The organism is Bifidobacterium avesanii (genome assembly GCF_009299475.1).
GTDB classification, from domain to species: Bacteria; Actinomycetota; Actinomycetes; order Actinomycetales; family Bifidobacteriaceae; genus Bifidobacterium; species Bifidobacterium avesanii.
The window spans coordinates 70,895-85,766 of sequence record NZ_WBSN01000009.1 but is presented as its reverse complement, the minus strand read 5'-3'; the positions used below and the strand labels follow the sequence as shown (position 1 = coordinate 85,766).

The window sequence follows — 14,872 nt, the reverse complement described above, 5'->3', positions numbered from 1 at the left end:
ACAGTTGCAAACGGGCGTGGAAGCGACGCCGCCCGCTACTCCCCCGGTTTCAGCGCCGATGAAATGAGCCCGCCCACAACGGCGACCATGGCGTCGCGCTCCTCGGGATCGACCTTGCGCGCGGCGGCGATCATGGCCGGCAGCGCCTGCGTCCAGTGCGCGGTGAGTTCGCCGAACGTCCGGTATCCGGCCGATTCGAGGACGGCGAACAGGTTCTCGATGAACAGGCGCCGGCGCTCGTCGTCGTATTTGCCCATCCATCCGTTGACAACGCCGGACACATACTGCGCGCTGGCGTTGAGCCCGTCCGCGCGCACGAATACGCCGTCGGCCACCTGCCAGTTGAGCGCGAAATGCTGCATGATGCCGATGCCCGCGCTTTTTACCACGTCAACGGCGTCAACGCCGCCAATGCCGTCATCGGGACTGGGACCGGGAGCGGCCGTATGGGTCTCATTCGCCGGATCTCCCGACCCTGCCACGCCGATTGCGGCGCTCCCCTCGAACAGCATGCCGATGATCGAACTTTCGGGCACGGTTTTGCGCACGCGGCCGGCGATGCGCCGGAAGCCCTCCGAGGCCAGATACGCGTCGTCGAAGCCGGGACCGTCGTACGAATGCACGGCGACGATGCGGTCCTGCACGTCCGCCGGCGCCTCGGCCGCGGCGTAGACGGCGAGGTTGCCGCCCTTGGAATGGCCGACGATGATCATGAGCCCCCGCCACCATGCGGCGACCTCACGAAGATACCGGGCGGCGGCGTCCTGCGCGGCGACCGGCCGGCGGAAGGCCATCATGAAGTCCTCCTTCCAGCCGACGATCGTGCTGTCGGTGCCTCGAAACGCCACGACGAGCACGCCGTCGCCGAGATCGAACACGCTGGCGGAGAACTGCATGGCCGAGCCCGGATCGGTGTCGTCCGCGTATCCGCCCACGCGCACGCCCCTCCACCGGGGGCTTTCCGCCATGGCCCGGATCAGATCCACGTTCATGGCGGGCGACCAGATCGACCCGCACATCGCGCCGTAGTCCTCGGCGCGCAGCAGGGCCCGCAGCGGCACCGTGCCGCGCGAGGGGTGCCGCGGCACGCAATCCGGCATGTGCACGTAGGCAAGCTGTGCGAGGGCCAGCCCGTCGACCTCGTTGAACGCGCAGGCGTCGAAGTCCTTGAAGTTCACGCGGATGTCTTCGGTGATGTTGCCCATGAAGCCATGGTAGCCCGCGTGACGGCCGCAAACGCAATGGCCGCAAACGCACCATCCATAAACGCAAAAGTCCCCTTGGGCGCGAAACCCAAGGGGACTTTGCTATGTCGCTAGTTCAAGCGCACAAGATCTTGCTTGACCGAAATCAGGCGAGGATCTTGGTGACTCGACCGGAGCCGACGGTGTGGCCGCCTTCACGCACAGCGAAGGTCAGGCCCTCCTCCATGGCGATGGGCTGGATCAGCTCAACGGTGAAGGTGGCGTGGTCGCCCGGCTGAACCATCTCGACGCCTTCCGGCAGCTCGATAACGCCGGTGACGTCGGTGGTGCGGAAGTAGAACTGCGGACGGTAGTTGGAGAAGAACGGCGAGTGACGGCCGCCCTCGTCCTTGGTCAGCACGTAGACTTCGCCCTCGAACTTGGTGTGCGGGGTGACGGAGCCCGGAGCAGCCACAACCTGGCCACGCTCAACATCGGTACGGTTGATGCCGCGGAGCAGCAGACCGGTGTTGTCGCCAGCCTCGCAGGAGTCCATGGTCTTGTGGAAGGTCTCGATGGAGGTGACGGTGGTGGTCTGGGTCGGACGGATGCCGACGATCTCGACCGGGGTGTTGACGGCCAGCTGGCCACGCTCAACACGGCCGGTGACGACGGTGCCACGACCGGAGATGGTGAACACGTCCTCGATCGGCATCAGGAACGGCTTGGCGAGGTCGTGGACCGGGGTCGGGATGTACTCGTCGACGGCGTCCATGAGCTTCTTGATCTGCTCGACCCAGTGCTCGTGATCCGGAGCGTCGTCGTGCAGGGCGCCGTAGGCGGACACGCGGATGACCGGGCAGTCGCGATCGAAGCCGTTCTCGTCGAGGAGGTCACGGACCTCTTCCTCGACGAGCTCGATGAGCTCCTCATCGTCGACCATGTCGCACTTGTTCAGGGCGACGAGGATCTTCGGGACGCCCACCTGACGGGCGAGCAGCACGTGCTCGCGGGTCTGGGCCATCGGGCCGTCGGTGGCGGCCACAACGAGGATGGCGCCATCCATCTGAGCGGCGCCGGTGATCATGTTCTTCACGAAGTCGGCGTGGCCCGGGCAGTCCACGTGAGCGTAGTGACGCTTCGCGGTCTGGTACTCGATGTGGGCGATGTTGATGGTGATACCACGCTGCTGCTCTTCCGGAGCGGCATCGATCTGGTTGAAGTCATACTCCGGGTTGAGATCCGGGTACTCCTCGTGCAGCACCTTGGAGATGGCGGCGGTCAGGGTCGTCTTGCCGTGATCGACGTGGCCGATGGTACCAATGTTAACGTGCGGCTTAGTACGCTCGTACTTTTCCTTTGCCATATGTGTAGTCCTCCTGGACTTCTCGTAGTTTGCCTCGCGCTCAGCAATGCGCCAGGCGTTCGCTACCTTTTGCTGGGTTTCTGGGTTTGTGCCACAGACGAGCCCTGAACCCAGTCAACGCTAATCGATATTAGCGCTGACTGGGGACAGACGCCACTACTGCGGCTGCGCGTGTCACTCGCCGCGCTGGGCCTTGATGATCTCGTCCGAGACGCTCTTCGGCACCTCGGCGTAGGAGTCCATCTGCATGGTGAACATGGCGCGGCCCTGGGTCTTGGAACGCAGGTCGCCGATGTAGCCGAACATCTCGGACAGCGGGACCTTGGCGTCGATGACCTTGACGCCGGTGGCGTCGGTCATGGACTGGATGCTGCCACGGCGCTGGTTGAGGTCGCCGATGACATCGCCCATGTACTCTTCCGGCGTGCGGACCTCCACGGCCATGATCGGCTCGAGGATGACCGGCTTGGCCTTCGGAGCGGCCTCCTTGAACGCCATGGAACCGGCGATCTTGAAGGCCATTTCGGAGGAGTCGACCGGGTGCATCTGGCCGTCGTACACGGTGGCCTTGACGCCCACGACCGGGAAGCCGGCGAGCACGCCGGACTCCATGGCCTCCTTGACACCGGCCTCGATGGGTCCGATGAACTCGGCCGAGATGTGGCCGCCGGTGACCTCGTTGACGAACTCGAAGGTCTCGCCGGCCTCGGTGTCGAGCGGCTCGAAGTTCATGAACACCTTCGCGAACTGGCCGGAACCACCGGTCTGCTTCTTGTGGGTGTAGACCTCGTTCATGACGGCCTTGCGGATCGTCTCGCGGTACGCGACCTGCGGCTTGCCCACGTTGCACTCGACCTTGAACTCGCGACGCATGCGGTCGACGATGATGTCGAGCTGGAGCTCGCCCATGCCGGCGATCAGGGTCTGGCCGGACTCCTCGTCGGAGGTGACCTGGAAGGTCGGGTCCTCGTCGGAGAGCTTGGCGAGGGCGATGCCCATCTTCTCCTGGTCGGCCTTGGTCTTCGGCTCCACGGCCACCTGGATCACCGGATCCGGGAAGGTCATGGACTCAAGGGAGATCGGGGCGGACTCGGCGCACAGGGTGTCGCCGGTGGAGACGTTCTTCAGACCCACGAAGGTGTAGATGTTGCCGGCCTCGGCGGCGTCCACCGGGTTCTCCTTGTCGGCGTGCATCTGGAAGATCTTGCCGATGCGCTCCTTCTTGCCCTTGGTGGAGTCGAGCACGTTGTCGCCCGGCTTGACGGAGCCGGAGTACACGCGCACGAACACGAGCTTGCCGTAGAACGGGTGGGTGGAGATCTTGAAGACCAGGGCCGCGAACGGATCGCTCACGAGCGGCTTGCGGTCGATCTCGACGGACTCGTCGCCCGGCTTGAAGCCCTTGATGGACGGCACGTCCTCGGGGCTCGGCAGGTAGTCGACGACCGCGTCGAGCATGGGCTGAACGCCCTTGTCCTTGAACGCGGAGCCGCAGAGCACCGGGTAGGCCTTGCGCGCGATGGTGAGCTCGCGGATGCCCGCACGGAGCTCCTCCTCGGTCAGCTCGCCGGCCTCGAGGTACTTCTCGGTCAGCTCGTCGCTGGCCTCGGCCACGTCGTCCATGAGCTGGGCGCGGTACTCCTCGGCCTTGTCCTGCAGGTCCTCCGGGATGTCCACGGTGTCGTAGTGGGCGCCCTGGTCGGTGGACACGTCGTTCCACACGTAGGCCTTCATGCGGATCAGGTCGACGACGCCGGCGAAGTCGTTCTCGGCGCCGATCGGCAGCTGGACGACGAGCGGCTTGGCGCCGAGCTTCTCCTTGATGGTGTCGACGGAGTAGTAGAAGTTCGCGCCGAGCTTGTCCATCTTGTTGATGAAGCAGATGCGCGGGACGCCGTACTTGTCGGCCTGGCGCCACACGGTCTCGGACTGCGGCTCCACGCCCTCCTTGCCGTCGAACACGGCCACGGCGCCATCGAGCACGCGCAGGGAGCGCTCCACCTCGGCCGTGAAGTCCACGTGGCCGGGGGTGTCGATGATGTTGATCTGGAACTTCTCGTCGGTGTCGTGGGTCTGACGCTTCCAGAAGCAGGTGGTGGCGGCGGACTGGATCGTGATGCCGCGCTCCTGCTCCTGCGCCATGAAGTCCATCGTCGAGGCGCCGTCGTGGGTCTCGCCGATCTTGTAGTTCTTGCCGGTGTAGAAGAGGATTCGCTCGGTGGTGGTGGTCTTACCGGCATCGATGTGGGCCATGATGCCGATGTTGCGGATCATGTGCAGATCCGTAAGCACGTCTAGTGCCATTGCAGTTCCTTAGCTCTCGAACTCGTAATTACCAGCGGTAATGCGCGAAGGCCTTGTTGGCCTCTGCCATCTTATGAGTATCCTCGCGACGCTTGACAGAAGCGCCGAGGCCGTTGGAGGCGTCGAGGATCTCGTTGGCCAGGCGCTCGGCCATGGTCTTCTCGCGGCGGGCGCGGGAGAAGTCGGTCAGCCAGCGCAGGGACAGCGTGTTGGCGCGGGCCGGCTTGACCTCGACCGGGACCTGGTAGGTGGCGCCGCCGACTCGGCGGGAGCGCACCTCGAGGGACGGGCGGATGTTGTCCAGGGCGCGCTTGAGCACGGCCACCGGCTCCTGCTCGCTCTTGGCCTTGACCATATCGAGGGCGGAGTAGACGATGTCCTCGGCGATGGACTTCTTGCCATCGAGGAGGATCTTGTTGATCAGCTGCGCGACGACGGTGGAACCGTAGATCGGATCGGGCAGCAGGGTGTGCTTCTTGGAGGGTCCTTTACGAGACATAATCTATTACTTCGCCTTCTTTGCTCCGTACAGGGAACGACCCTGCTTGCGGTCCTTGACGCCCTGGGTGTCGAGCGCGCCACGCACGATGTGGTAGCGCACGCCCGGCAGATCCTTCACACGGCCGCCGCGCACGAGCACGATGGAGTGCTCCTGCAGGTTGTGGCCCTCGCCCGGGATGTAGGCGGTGACTTCGATGCCGGAGGACAGACGCACACGGGCGACCTTACGCAGGGCCGAGTTCGGCTTCTTCGGGGTGGTGGTGTAGACACGGGTGCACACGCCGCGGCGCAGCGGGCTGCCCTTCAGGGCCAAAGTCTTCGACTTCTTCGGCTTGGCCTGACGTCCCTTGCGGACGAGCTGTTCAATAGTAGGCAACTTGAATTCTCCGATTCAATGGTTCTTCTTATTCGTGGGCCGCCGCACCGCAGCCCACACCTACCCCGGGCGCGCGAGCGCCCCGAATCGGAGTTAGCAGCCAAGTCCACCGGCCCGATGGCCCCCTGCCCTCTCGCCGTCGCATTGCTGCGCGCGATCCAAACGAACCGGGGGATATCCCGGAGCCCACGCCTGTTACATAAGGCATGCCTCCGGCACACACGAATATCCATGATACCGATTGGCCGGACATGCGACACGCCACATGGTTCCATGCGCGCGGAACCATGGGCGCGGGACGACGCGCGCCCGCGCATAACAAACGGCCCGGAGGAGACCTTGTCACTCCGGGCCGCCGTTGTATTCCAAAGGCAACGTTCGTGAGGTACGGCGCCTTGGTTGCCGTACATGTTCAGTATACGTCCGAACGGCGCCCGGCGCGCCGGCCCGGGAAAACGGAAACCCCAATGTTCCGTAGTGTTCACTTGACGTTCAGTTCGGCGCGACCCGCTCCGATCGAACACGCCGCGCGTGCGCCGGGGCGACACGCGGCGCAGGTAGAGTGGGACGTGCAGCCAAGAGAAAGGGGCAGACGATGGGGTCCGTATTCAACGACGCCCACCATGGGGACGACGACTTCGACGAGGGGCTCGACGACGGGCTCGACAACGACTTCGCGGACGGGCCCGACGAGGCCCCGGAAACCGACGACCCGTTCGTCTCCGCCGCGTGGCGCGCCGAGCAGGTGCGCGCGATGGAGCGCCCGCTGCTGGAGCGCGGCGTGCCGCTCATGCGCATGGCCGCCACCGCCGCGGCGCACGTGGCGCAGGCCATGCTCGAACGCCAGCCCGACGGCCCGGACGTGGCCGACGCGCACGTCCTGCTGCTCGCCGGCGCGGGCGACAACGGGGGCGACGGACTGTTCGCCGCGGCCGAGCTCGCGGATCAGGGCGCGAACGTGGTCTGCGCGGCGACCGGGCGGACCCTGCACGCCGAGGGACTCCGGGCCCTGCTCGACGCGGGCGGGCGCGTGCTGGCACTCGACCCGGAGGCGGACATTCCGGGCGCCGCGGTCCCGGACGCGCAGGACGGGACGGACGAAACCGATGGGGACCCGCTTGAGCGCGTCATGGACCTGTACGAGAACGCCGACCTCGTGATCGACGCCATGACCGGCATAGGCCTGAAAGGCGCGCTGCGCGGCATTCCGGCCCAGCTGGCCGAGCGCATCGGCGCGGACCGGATCGACCCCCGGTCCCCCGCGCTGCCGGTGAGCGAACCGGCCGCGCAATACCCGATGGTGCTCGCGGTCGACGTCCCGTCCGGCGTCGGCGTGGACGACGGCACGCTGCCGGGCACGTACATCCCCGCGGACGTGACGGTCTCGTTCGGCGCGCTCAAGCCCTGCGCGCTGCTGCCTCCGGCTGCGTACGCCTGCGGGCAGGTCGTGCTCGTGGACTTCGGCTTCGACACCTCCCGCGTCCCCGTGGCCGTGGAGCTCGTCTCCGCCGCCGAGACCCGGCGGCACATCCGCCTGCCGCGGCTTGCGGACAACAAGTACGCGCGCGGCGTGGTGGGGCTCATCACCGGCTCCGACGCCTACCCCGGCGCGGCCGTCCTGTCCGCGTCCGCCGCGGCGCGGGCCAACGCGGGCATGGTGCGCTACCTCGGCCCGGAGCGCGCCGAGCGCATGGTGCTGGACCGGCTGCCCGAGGCGGTGTTCGGCGAGGGCCGGTGCCAGGCGTGGGTGGTCGGCTCCGGCATTCCGGACGGCGACCACGCCGACGTCGATTCGCCCCAGCGCGAGGCCATCCGCCGCCTGCTCGAACCGTACGCGGTGGGCGAGGCGAACTGGCCGGAGCCCGAATCACTGCTCAACATCGGGCTGGACGACCTGCCCGAATCGTTCGAGGACCTCATGGCCATGCTGGCGCCCACCTACGAGGGCGGCCAGGAGTCGCTGCCGCCGGTCGTGGTGGACGCCGGCGCGCTGGACCTGCTGCCCGAACGCGTGCCGCCGCAGGTGGTGATCACGCCCCACGCGGGCGAGCTCGCGCGGCTGCTGCGCTCCCGCGGACAGGCCGTGGACGCCGACGACGTGGAGCGCGACCCGCTCGGATGCGCGCTGGAGGCGTGGCGTCTGACCGGCGCCACCGTGCTGCTCAAGGGCGCGATCACGGTCGTGGTGGGCAGCGACGGGCCGGACAAGCCGCGCGTGGTGGTCAACGGCAACGCGCCGGCGTGGCTGTCCACGGCCGGGTCGGGCGACGTGCTCGCCGGTTCGTTGGGCGCGCTGCTCGCGCAGGCCGCCGCGGACGAAGACCGGTCCCTGACGCTGAAGATGGCGGATCTGGCGGCCGCGGGCGCGTTCATCCACGGCTTGGCCGGACAGCTCGCCTCCGGTTCCGGACAGGCCGCCCGTCCGCCCGTCGTCGTCTACGACGAGGACCGCGACCGCCTCGCCGAGGCCATGGCGCCGACGTCCGAGAAGCTCAGGGACGCCACGCCGTTCGCGCCGATAGGCAAGCCGATTCTGGCCGGCGACGTGATCGCGCAGCTGCCGAACGTCTACGCCCTGTTCGCCTCCATGAACCTCAGCGAATGGAACTGAAGGCGCTGCGGACGCCTCTGGCATGTCGGGCGGGATGCCCGTAGGCTTGGTCGGCATGACCAACGATCGCACATCCCGCCCCCGCCGCCCGAAGTCCAAGTTCTCGCGCCTGTGGGTGCCCAACCAACCGGGCGCGTGGGTGATGGTCCTCGCCCCGGCGGTCGCGGGCACGCTGGCCGGCGGCACCGGATGGCGCGGCGCGTGGCTGACCGTGGCGTGGCTGGGATGCTACTGCACGCAGTTCACCGCGGCGCGGTGGCTGGCCTCGCACGGCAGGCGCAGGTACCTTGCGCCCGTGCTCACGTATGCGGGCGTCACGTGCGCGCTCGGATTGCCGTTGCTGATCATGGAGCCCCGGCTGCTGTGGTGGGCGCCGTTCTACGTCGTGGTGGCGGGCGCCTCGTTCCTGCTGGCGTGGATGCGCCGGGACCGTTCGCTCGCCGCGCAGACCGCGGCGGTGCTCGCGGCCGGCGGCATCGGCGCCGCGGCCGCGGGAATGGGGGCGATCACGCGCGCTTCGGCGGTCGTCGGCATCGCGTTCGCCCTGTTTGAGTTCGGCCAGCTGCTGTTCGTGCCCAGCATGGCCGTGGGACGCGCCGGGCGCGAATCGACGCACGCCTATTACATCGCATCCGTCGCGCTGAGCGCGGCGCTGGCCTGCGCCGGATTCGCGGTACACCCGTTGCTGGGGGCGGCCGGCGTGCTGTTGTTCGCCCGCGCGGCCGCGCTCCCCCGGCTCGCCGCGCATGGCGTGATCCCGCCGCTGGCAGCGGCGCCGAGCGAACTCGTCACCAGCGCGGTGATGGTCGCGGCCGTGGCCGTGGCGGCGGGATGACCGGAAGGGACCGGCCCCGTCAGCGGTCCTTTTCCGCGATGTCCGGGTCGACGGCGTCGAAGTGGGCCAGCGCCTCGAGCACCAGCGGGGACGCGTTGCGCTCGCTCATCGCGATCTTTGCCATGTATTCGCAGCCGTCGGTGTCGCTGGAGACGATCTTGGAATCGGTAGCGCCCACCACGCAGCGGGCGATCTCATAGGTGTGCACCAGCGTGCGCGGCTGGTCCTCGTCGTCCGTCCATGCGGTGGTGGAGCGGGAGATGAAATAGTCGGCGCCCTCGATGAGGTCGGCGCCCGTCTCCTCGCGGATCTCGCGCCTCAGCGTCTCCTCGCGGGTCTCCTTGTCCTCCTGCGCGCCGCCCGGCAGGTCGAACTTGCCCTTGTACGCGCCGCGGGTCTTCCTGACCACCAGCAGCTTGTTCGCGGTCGGATCCTCGATGTATCCGTACACGCCGTGGTAATAATCAACGTCCTTGGTGTCGGCCATGCCATGGTCCTTTCTTCAGTGCAGTCACCACCATCATGGCACCGATCGGGGCCGACTCGCGCGGGACGACCCGCCGAATGCAAAAATCCCCGGAACCGAACGGCCCGGGGATCGATGGGGTGGATAACGCGGCTCGAACGCGCGACCTGCTGAACCACAATCAGCTGCTCTACCTACTGAGCTATATCCACCATGTGTTGGCGTTTTTCGCAACAGATGAGAACTATACACACGTTTCACCGGTCGTCAAAATCCGGCGCGGCACGGCGTGTCGCGGAGCCGTCGCGTATGGTGGAGGCCATGGATACAGCCGCACGTGAACCACTGGTCAGCATCGTCATTCCCGTCTACGGCGTGGAAAAATACCTCGACGAGGCGGTCGGCAGCGTCGTCGCGCAAACCTACCGCCGCCTCGAGATCATCCTCGTCGACGACGGTTCCAAAGACAACTGCCCCGCGATGTGCGACGCCTGGGCGGCGAAGGACGACCGCATCCGCGTGATCCACCAGGCCAACGGCGGCCTGTCCGCGGCACGCAACACGGGGCTCGCGGCCGCGACCGGCGACTGGATCTACTTCCTCGACTCGGACGATTGCGTGGAGCCGGGGCTCGTGGAATCATGCCTCGCCGCCGCGTACACGCACGACGCCGATCTGGTGATGTTCCGCTTCGACACGATCGGCGAGCTCGGCCAGCGGCTCAAGTCGCAGTACCGGCAGAACGACTACGACGACGTGCAGGTGCTCACCCCCGAGGAGACGCTGAGGAAGCAGCTGCAGTTCGAGATCGAGGGGTACTTCTGGGCGTTCATGGCCGCCGCGCCCATCTACCGCGACCACGCGTTCTCCTTCCCCGTAGGGCGCAAGATCGAGGATCTGGCCCGCATCTGCAACGTGATCGGCGAGGCGCATCAGGTGGTGCGCATCCCCGAGACGCTGTACCACTACCGCCTGCGCTCCGGCTCGATCATGCGCGGATGGAACACGGAGATGCTGGGCGACTGGCTGGAGGCGGCGCACGACCGGGCGAACTACATCAGCGAGCGCCACCCGCAGCTCATCCCGTTCATGGCCTTCCAGACGCTGACGTTCCTGGGCAACATCGAGCCGGAGATGATCCGCCAGAGCCTGCTGTACGGGCTCAAGCTCGACCCGGACTCCCAGCGCCGCTACCGCGAGCGCGTCAACGAGTTCCTCGACGAGCTGGGCGAGTCCGCCAAGCTGCCGGAGCGCGTGCGGCGGACGATCGACCTGCTGCGCGGCGAGAGGGACAAGGACAGGTAGGCGACCGGCGCGCGGGTCCGCGGCGCCGCGGACGCTATGATGGCGACGTATTCGGCAAGACCCACGGGAGGAGCGGGAACCATCATGCTGTCGTTTGAGAACGACTATTCGGAGGGCGCGCATCCGGCGATTCTGGAGCGCATCGCCAAGGCCAACATGGACCAGTACCCGGGCTACGGCTCGGACGCGATCTGCGAGAGCGCCAAGGCGAAGATCCGCGAGGCGTGCGGGGACGCGGACGCCGAGGTCTTCTTCCTCGTGGGCGGCACGCAGACCAATCAGGTGGTGATCGATTCGATGCTCTCCGAGGTGGAGGGCGTGGTGGCCGTGGACACGGGCCATGTGAACGTGCACGAGGCCGGCGCGATCGAGGCGACCGGGCACAAGGTGCTCACGCTGCCGGCGCACGACGGCAAGATGGACGCCGGCGAGCTGGACGCCTACTGCGCCGCGTTCATGGCGGACGGCAACCGCGACCACATGGTGTGGCCGGGCATGGTGTACGTCTCCCACCCCACCGAGTACGGCACGCTGTACACCAAGGCCGAGCTCGGGGCGCTGCACGCGGTGTGCGGCAAGTACGGCATCCCGCTGTTCGTGGACGGGGCCCGGCTGGGCTACGGGCTCACGGCCCGCGGCGCGGACGTGACCATGGCGGACCTCGCGCGGCTGGCGGACGTGTTCTACGTGGGCGGCACCAAGGTGGGCGCGCTCATGGGCGAGGCCGTGGTGTTCACGCACCGCAACATGCCCAGGCATTTCCTCACGATCGTCAAGCGCCACGGCGCGCTGCTCGCCAAGGGCTTCCTGCTCGGCATCCAGTTCGACACGCTGTTCACCGACGGGCTGTACACGGCCATCGCGCGCCACGCGAACGAGCAGGCCGACCGCATCCGCGAGGCGCTGACGGCCAAGGGGTACGTCATGCCGCTGGTCAACACGACGAACCAGATCTTCGTCACGCTTTCCGACGAGCGGTACCGGGAGCTGACGGCCAAGGTGCGCCTGGGCTTCTGGGAGAAGCCGGACGCCGAACACACCACCGTGCGCATCGCCACGAGCTGGGCCACCACCGACGAACACGTGGACGAGCTCATCGCCCTGCTGTAGCCGCGGTTGCGGCGATCTTCACGCCCTTGCACCGGTCATTCCGACCAAGGAAGACCTGCACTGGGGCACGGGAATCGTCGCCCACGGCGTGGCGGCGGGAGACCGTGACGGACAATGTGACGCATGGACGGCAATCATGGCGCCGCGCGGGGCGGCTCCGCGGCGGGCAATTCGGCGGCGGGAGGCCCCATCGCGGACGATTCCACGAATGCCGCCGCGGACGGCTCGACCCGCGATCTGACGAAGGGCCGTCCCATCGCGCAGATCCTCGTCTTCTCCCTGCCCCTCGTGGCCGGCACCCTGTTCCAGCAGGTGTACAGCTTCGCTGACTCGGTGGTGGTGGGCCGGCTCATCTCCGACGCGGCGCTGGGCGCGGTCGGCGTCACGTATTCGCTGAACTTCCTCACGCTCGGCTTCATCCAGGGCGCGTGCGTCGGCTTCTCCATCCCCGCCGCGCAGGCGTTCGGCGCCAGGGACCACGCGGGGTTCCGCCGCTATGCATGGAACGGAGCGTGGCTGTGCGCCGCCATGAGCGTCGCGTTCACCGCGGCGTTCTGCCTGCTCGCCCGCCCCCTGCTCGAGCTCATCAGCACGCCGCCCGACCTCATGGACATGGCGTGGCGGTACATCATGGTGATCTTCCTCAGCATCCCGTCGGCCGTGCTGTACAACCACTCCGCCGCCCTGCTGCGCGCGGTGGGCGACTCGCGCCACCCGTTCTACTTCCTCGTCGCCTCGTGCGCGATCAACGTGTGCTTCGACGTGTTCTTCATCACGGTGTGCCGCATGGGCGTGGTCGGCTCCGCCCTCGGCAACATCGTCGGGCAGACGATCAGCTCCGGCCTCAACTGCTGGTGGGCGTTCACGCGCGTGCCGATCTTCCGCGAAATGCTCTCCCCCGCCCACCGCGCGGACATGCGCCCGTCCGGCGCGCACCTCCGGCGACTCGCAGCGGTCGGGGTGCCGATGGGCTTCGAAGTGTCCGTCTCCGCGATCGGCGCGATCATCATGCAGAACGCCATCAACCTGCTCGGCTCGGCCGCGGTGACCGCGCAGACCGCCGGCGAGAAGATCCGCCAGCTGTTCACGCTGCCCATGGAAAGCGTCGGCATGGCGATGGCCACCTATGCCGGGCAGAATCTGGGGGCGCGGCGGCTCGACCGCATCAAGCGGGGACTGGCGTCCGGCACGGTCATCCAAGCGGTCTACTGCATGGCGTGCTTCGTGGTGATCCGCCTGTTCAGCAGGCCGCTGGTCGGCTCGGTGCTGGGCGACGCGGATCCGCGGATCGTGGACGACGCGGCGCTGTACCTGACCATCATCAGCGGCTACTTCCTCATCCACGGCACGCTCATGATCTTCCGCAACACGCTGCAGGGCATGGGGTATTCCACGCACGCGGTCATCTCCGGCGTGGGCGAGCTGGCCGGGCGGGCGCTCGGGGCGTGGCTGGCGGGCGCCGGGCTCGGCTATCTCGCGATCTGCTACGCGAACCAGTTCGCGTGGGCGTTCGCGCTGGCGTACTGCATGGTCATGACGGCGGTGATGATCCGACGCAAGCGCCACGAATTCGCCCGCTGACCGGATTTCCCCGTGCGCGCGGGCATGGCCTACGCCGCGTCGGCGATGGCCTCGCGCTCCATGGCGACGAACCGGCGCACGCACGACTCGATCGAATAGTGCTCGCGCGTGTGCCCGGCGTACTTCGCGCCCCACGTGGCGAGCTCGCGCGGATGGTCGAGCCACCAGTCGATGCGTTCGGCGAGCGCGGCCGCGTCCCCCGCGGGAAACAGCGACTCGTCGAGCAGCGCGAACTGGCCGGCGGCGGACAGCTCCGATTCGGCAATCACCGGCACGAGCCCGGAGGCCATGCCCTCGATGACGCTGAGCGATTCGATGTCCACGATCGACGGGTGCACGAACAGATCGCAGGTTTTGAGGAACGCCGGCATGTCCGCGTTGCGGTGGAACCCGATGTACGCGGGATTGGGCAGCATCCGCTTCGCCCGGCGCTTGAGGTACCGCTCGCGCGGGCCGGTGCCGGCGATGTGCAGTTCGATCCGCTCCGCATGCCGGCACATGGCCACCGCGCGGATGAGCGTGGCGTGGTCCTTCTCGCGCGCGAGGCGCCCGGAGGCGACCACACGGTAGCGCCACGGCTCCCTGGCCCCCGCCTTGCGCTGCGTCTTGGGCGTGAATCGGGGCGAGTACCCGTTGGAGATGACGTGCAGCTTGGCCTTGTAGTCGTGCTCGCGCAGCTGCGTGGCGATCATTTCGGTGGGCGTGTGGATGTGCCCGACGCGCCGGTACAGCCAGAACCGGAACAGCGCGTACATGAAGTCGTTCACGCCGGGGATCCATTTGATCGGCCCGGCGTTGTAGCTCACGTTCTCGGGCTGCAGGTGGAATCCGGCGGTCACGGGGATGCCCATCTCGCGGGCGATTTTCCACGCGCGCCGGCCGAACGAGAACGGCAGGTAGATGTGCACCACGTCGACGCCGCGGAACGCCGTGCGGAACAGCGTGTCGCTGGGCTTGGCGAAGCGCATGTGCTGCTTTTTGGCCACCCAGGAGACGAGCGGCACGTGGTTCTCCCTCGCCGGCCATTCCTCGCTGCCGAGTCCCACAAGCCGCACGTGGTGTCCCTGCCGCTCCAGTTCGCGGGCGTACTGGAGCGCGGAGTTGGAGGTGCCGTTGCCTTGTGTGCCGATGGTGTCCATGACCAGCGCGATCGTCAGCGGACGGTCGCCGGCCTCGTGCGTTTCGCGTGCTTCGTCTTCGATCTCAGGCATTCCCCCATGCTACCGCGGCCGT

Annotated in this window: 12 protein-coding genes and 1 tRNA gene; 5 read left to right on the top strand and 8 right to left on the bottom strand. The window is 67.5% G+C overall.

Going from position 1 to position 14,872, the window contains the following annotated elements:
* Nucleotides 1-35: 35 nt before the first annotated feature.
* The 5 genes from DSM100685_RS06275 to rpsL all read right to left on the bottom strand — a co-directional run bounded on the left by DSM100685_RS06275 (nt 36) and on the right by rpsL (nt 5,731).
* A complete protein-coding gene (locus DSM100685_RS06275) occupies nt 36-1,205 on the bottom strand; it encodes an Mbeg1-like protein (protein ID WP_152350498.1) in 1,170 nt (389 codons plus the stop codon).
* A gap of 145 nt (nt 1,206-1,350) precedes the next feature.
* Nucleotides 1,351-2,550, bottom strand: coding sequence for an elongation factor Tu (gene tuf, locus DSM100685_RS06270; RefSeq protein ID WP_152350497.1), 1,200 nt, complete (start codon nt 2,548-2,550; stop codon nt 1,351-1,353).
* A gap of 174 nt (nt 2,551-2,724) precedes the next feature.
* Nucleotides 2,725-4,854 carry an elongation factor G gene (fusA, locus tag DSM100685_RS06265; RefSeq protein ID WP_152350496.1) on the bottom strand — a complete coding sequence of 710 codons (2,130 nt, stop codon included), beginning with the start codon at nt 4,852-4,854 and terminating at the stop codon, nt 2,725-2,727.
* Nucleotides 4,855-4,882: 28 nt separating this feature from the next.
* A complete protein-coding gene (gene rpsG, locus DSM100685_RS06260) occupies nt 4,883-5,353 on the bottom strand; it encodes a 30S ribosomal protein S7 (protein WP_152350495.1) in 471 nt (156 codons plus the stop codon).
* 6 nt (nt 5,354-5,359) lie between these two features.
* Complete coding sequence (rpsL, locus tag DSM100685_RS06255) at nt 5,360-5,731, bottom strand: 30S ribosomal protein S12 (RefSeq protein ID WP_003813881.1); 372 nt, start codon at nt 5,729-5,731, stop codon at nt 5,360-5,362.
* A 595-nt stretch (nt 5,732-6,326) separates the two neighbouring features.
* Between rpsL and DSM100685_RS06250 the strand changes: the two genes are divergently transcribed.
* Both DSM100685_RS06250 and DSM100685_RS06245 read left to right on the top strand, forming a co-directional pair.
* Nucleotides 6,327-8,342 (top strand): bifunctional ADP-dependent NAD(P)H-hydrate dehydratase/NAD(P)H-hydrate epimerase, encoded by a 2,016-nt coding sequence (locus tag DSM100685_RS06250; RefSeq protein ID WP_152350494.1) that lies wholly within the window; start codon nt 6,327-6,329, stop codon nt 8,340-8,342.
* A 55-nt stretch (nt 8,343-8,397) separates the two neighbouring features.
* Nucleotides 8,398-9,177, top strand: coding sequence for a YwiC-like family protein (locus DSM100685_RS06245; RefSeq protein ID WP_163200812.1), 780 nt, complete (start codon nt 8,398-8,400; stop codon nt 9,175-9,177).
* Nucleotides 9,178-9,196: 19 nt separating this feature from the next.
* Here DSM100685_RS06245 and DSM100685_RS06240 read toward each other — a convergent pair whose 3' ends face one another.
* Both DSM100685_RS06240 and DSM100685_RS06235 read right to left on the bottom strand, forming a co-directional pair.
* The gene (locus tag DSM100685_RS06240) at nt 9,197-9,664 is read right to left on the bottom strand and encodes an NUDIX domain-containing protein (RefSeq protein ID WP_152350492.1); all 468 of its coding nucleotides are present in this window, start codon (nt 9,662-9,664) and stop codon (nt 9,197-9,199) included.
* A 115-nt stretch (nt 9,665-9,779) separates the two neighbouring features.
* Nucleotides 9,780-9,855, bottom strand: a tRNA-His gene (locus DSM100685_RS06235).
* 109 nt (nt 9,856-9,964) lie between these two features.
* Between DSM100685_RS06235 and DSM100685_RS06230 the strand changes: the two genes are divergently transcribed.
* The 3 genes from DSM100685_RS06230 (at nt 9,965) to DSM100685_RS06220 (ending at nt 13,639) form a co-directional block, all read left to right on the top strand.
* The gene (locus tag DSM100685_RS06230) at nt 9,965-10,948 is read left to right on the top strand and encodes a glycosyltransferase family 2 protein (RefSeq protein ID WP_152350491.1); all 984 of its coding nucleotides are present in this window, start codon (nt 9,965-9,967) and stop codon (nt 10,946-10,948) included.
* Between the two features lie 84 nt (nt 10,949-11,032).
* Nucleotides 11,033-12,058, top strand: coding sequence for a threonine aldolase family protein (locus DSM100685_RS06225; protein WP_152350490.1), 1,026 nt, complete (start codon nt 11,033-11,035; stop codon nt 12,056-12,058).
* Nucleotides 12,059-12,181: 123 nt separating this feature from the next.
* Nucleotides 12,182-13,639: an MATE family efflux transporter gene (locus DSM100685_RS06220; RefSeq protein WP_152350489.1), complete on the top strand. Its 1,458-nt coding sequence runs from the start codon at nt 12,182-12,184 to the stop codon at nt 13,637-13,639.
* A gap of 29 nt (nt 13,640-13,668) precedes the next feature.
* On the opposite strand, the gene DSM100685_RS06215 is transcribed toward DSM100685_RS06220, so the two are convergent.
* Nucleotides 13,669-14,850, bottom strand: coding sequence for a glycosyltransferase (locus tag DSM100685_RS06215; RefSeq protein WP_152350488.1), 1,182 nt, complete (start codon nt 14,848-14,850; stop codon nt 13,669-13,671).
* Between the last annotated feature and the right edge of the window lie 22 nt (nt 14,851-14,872).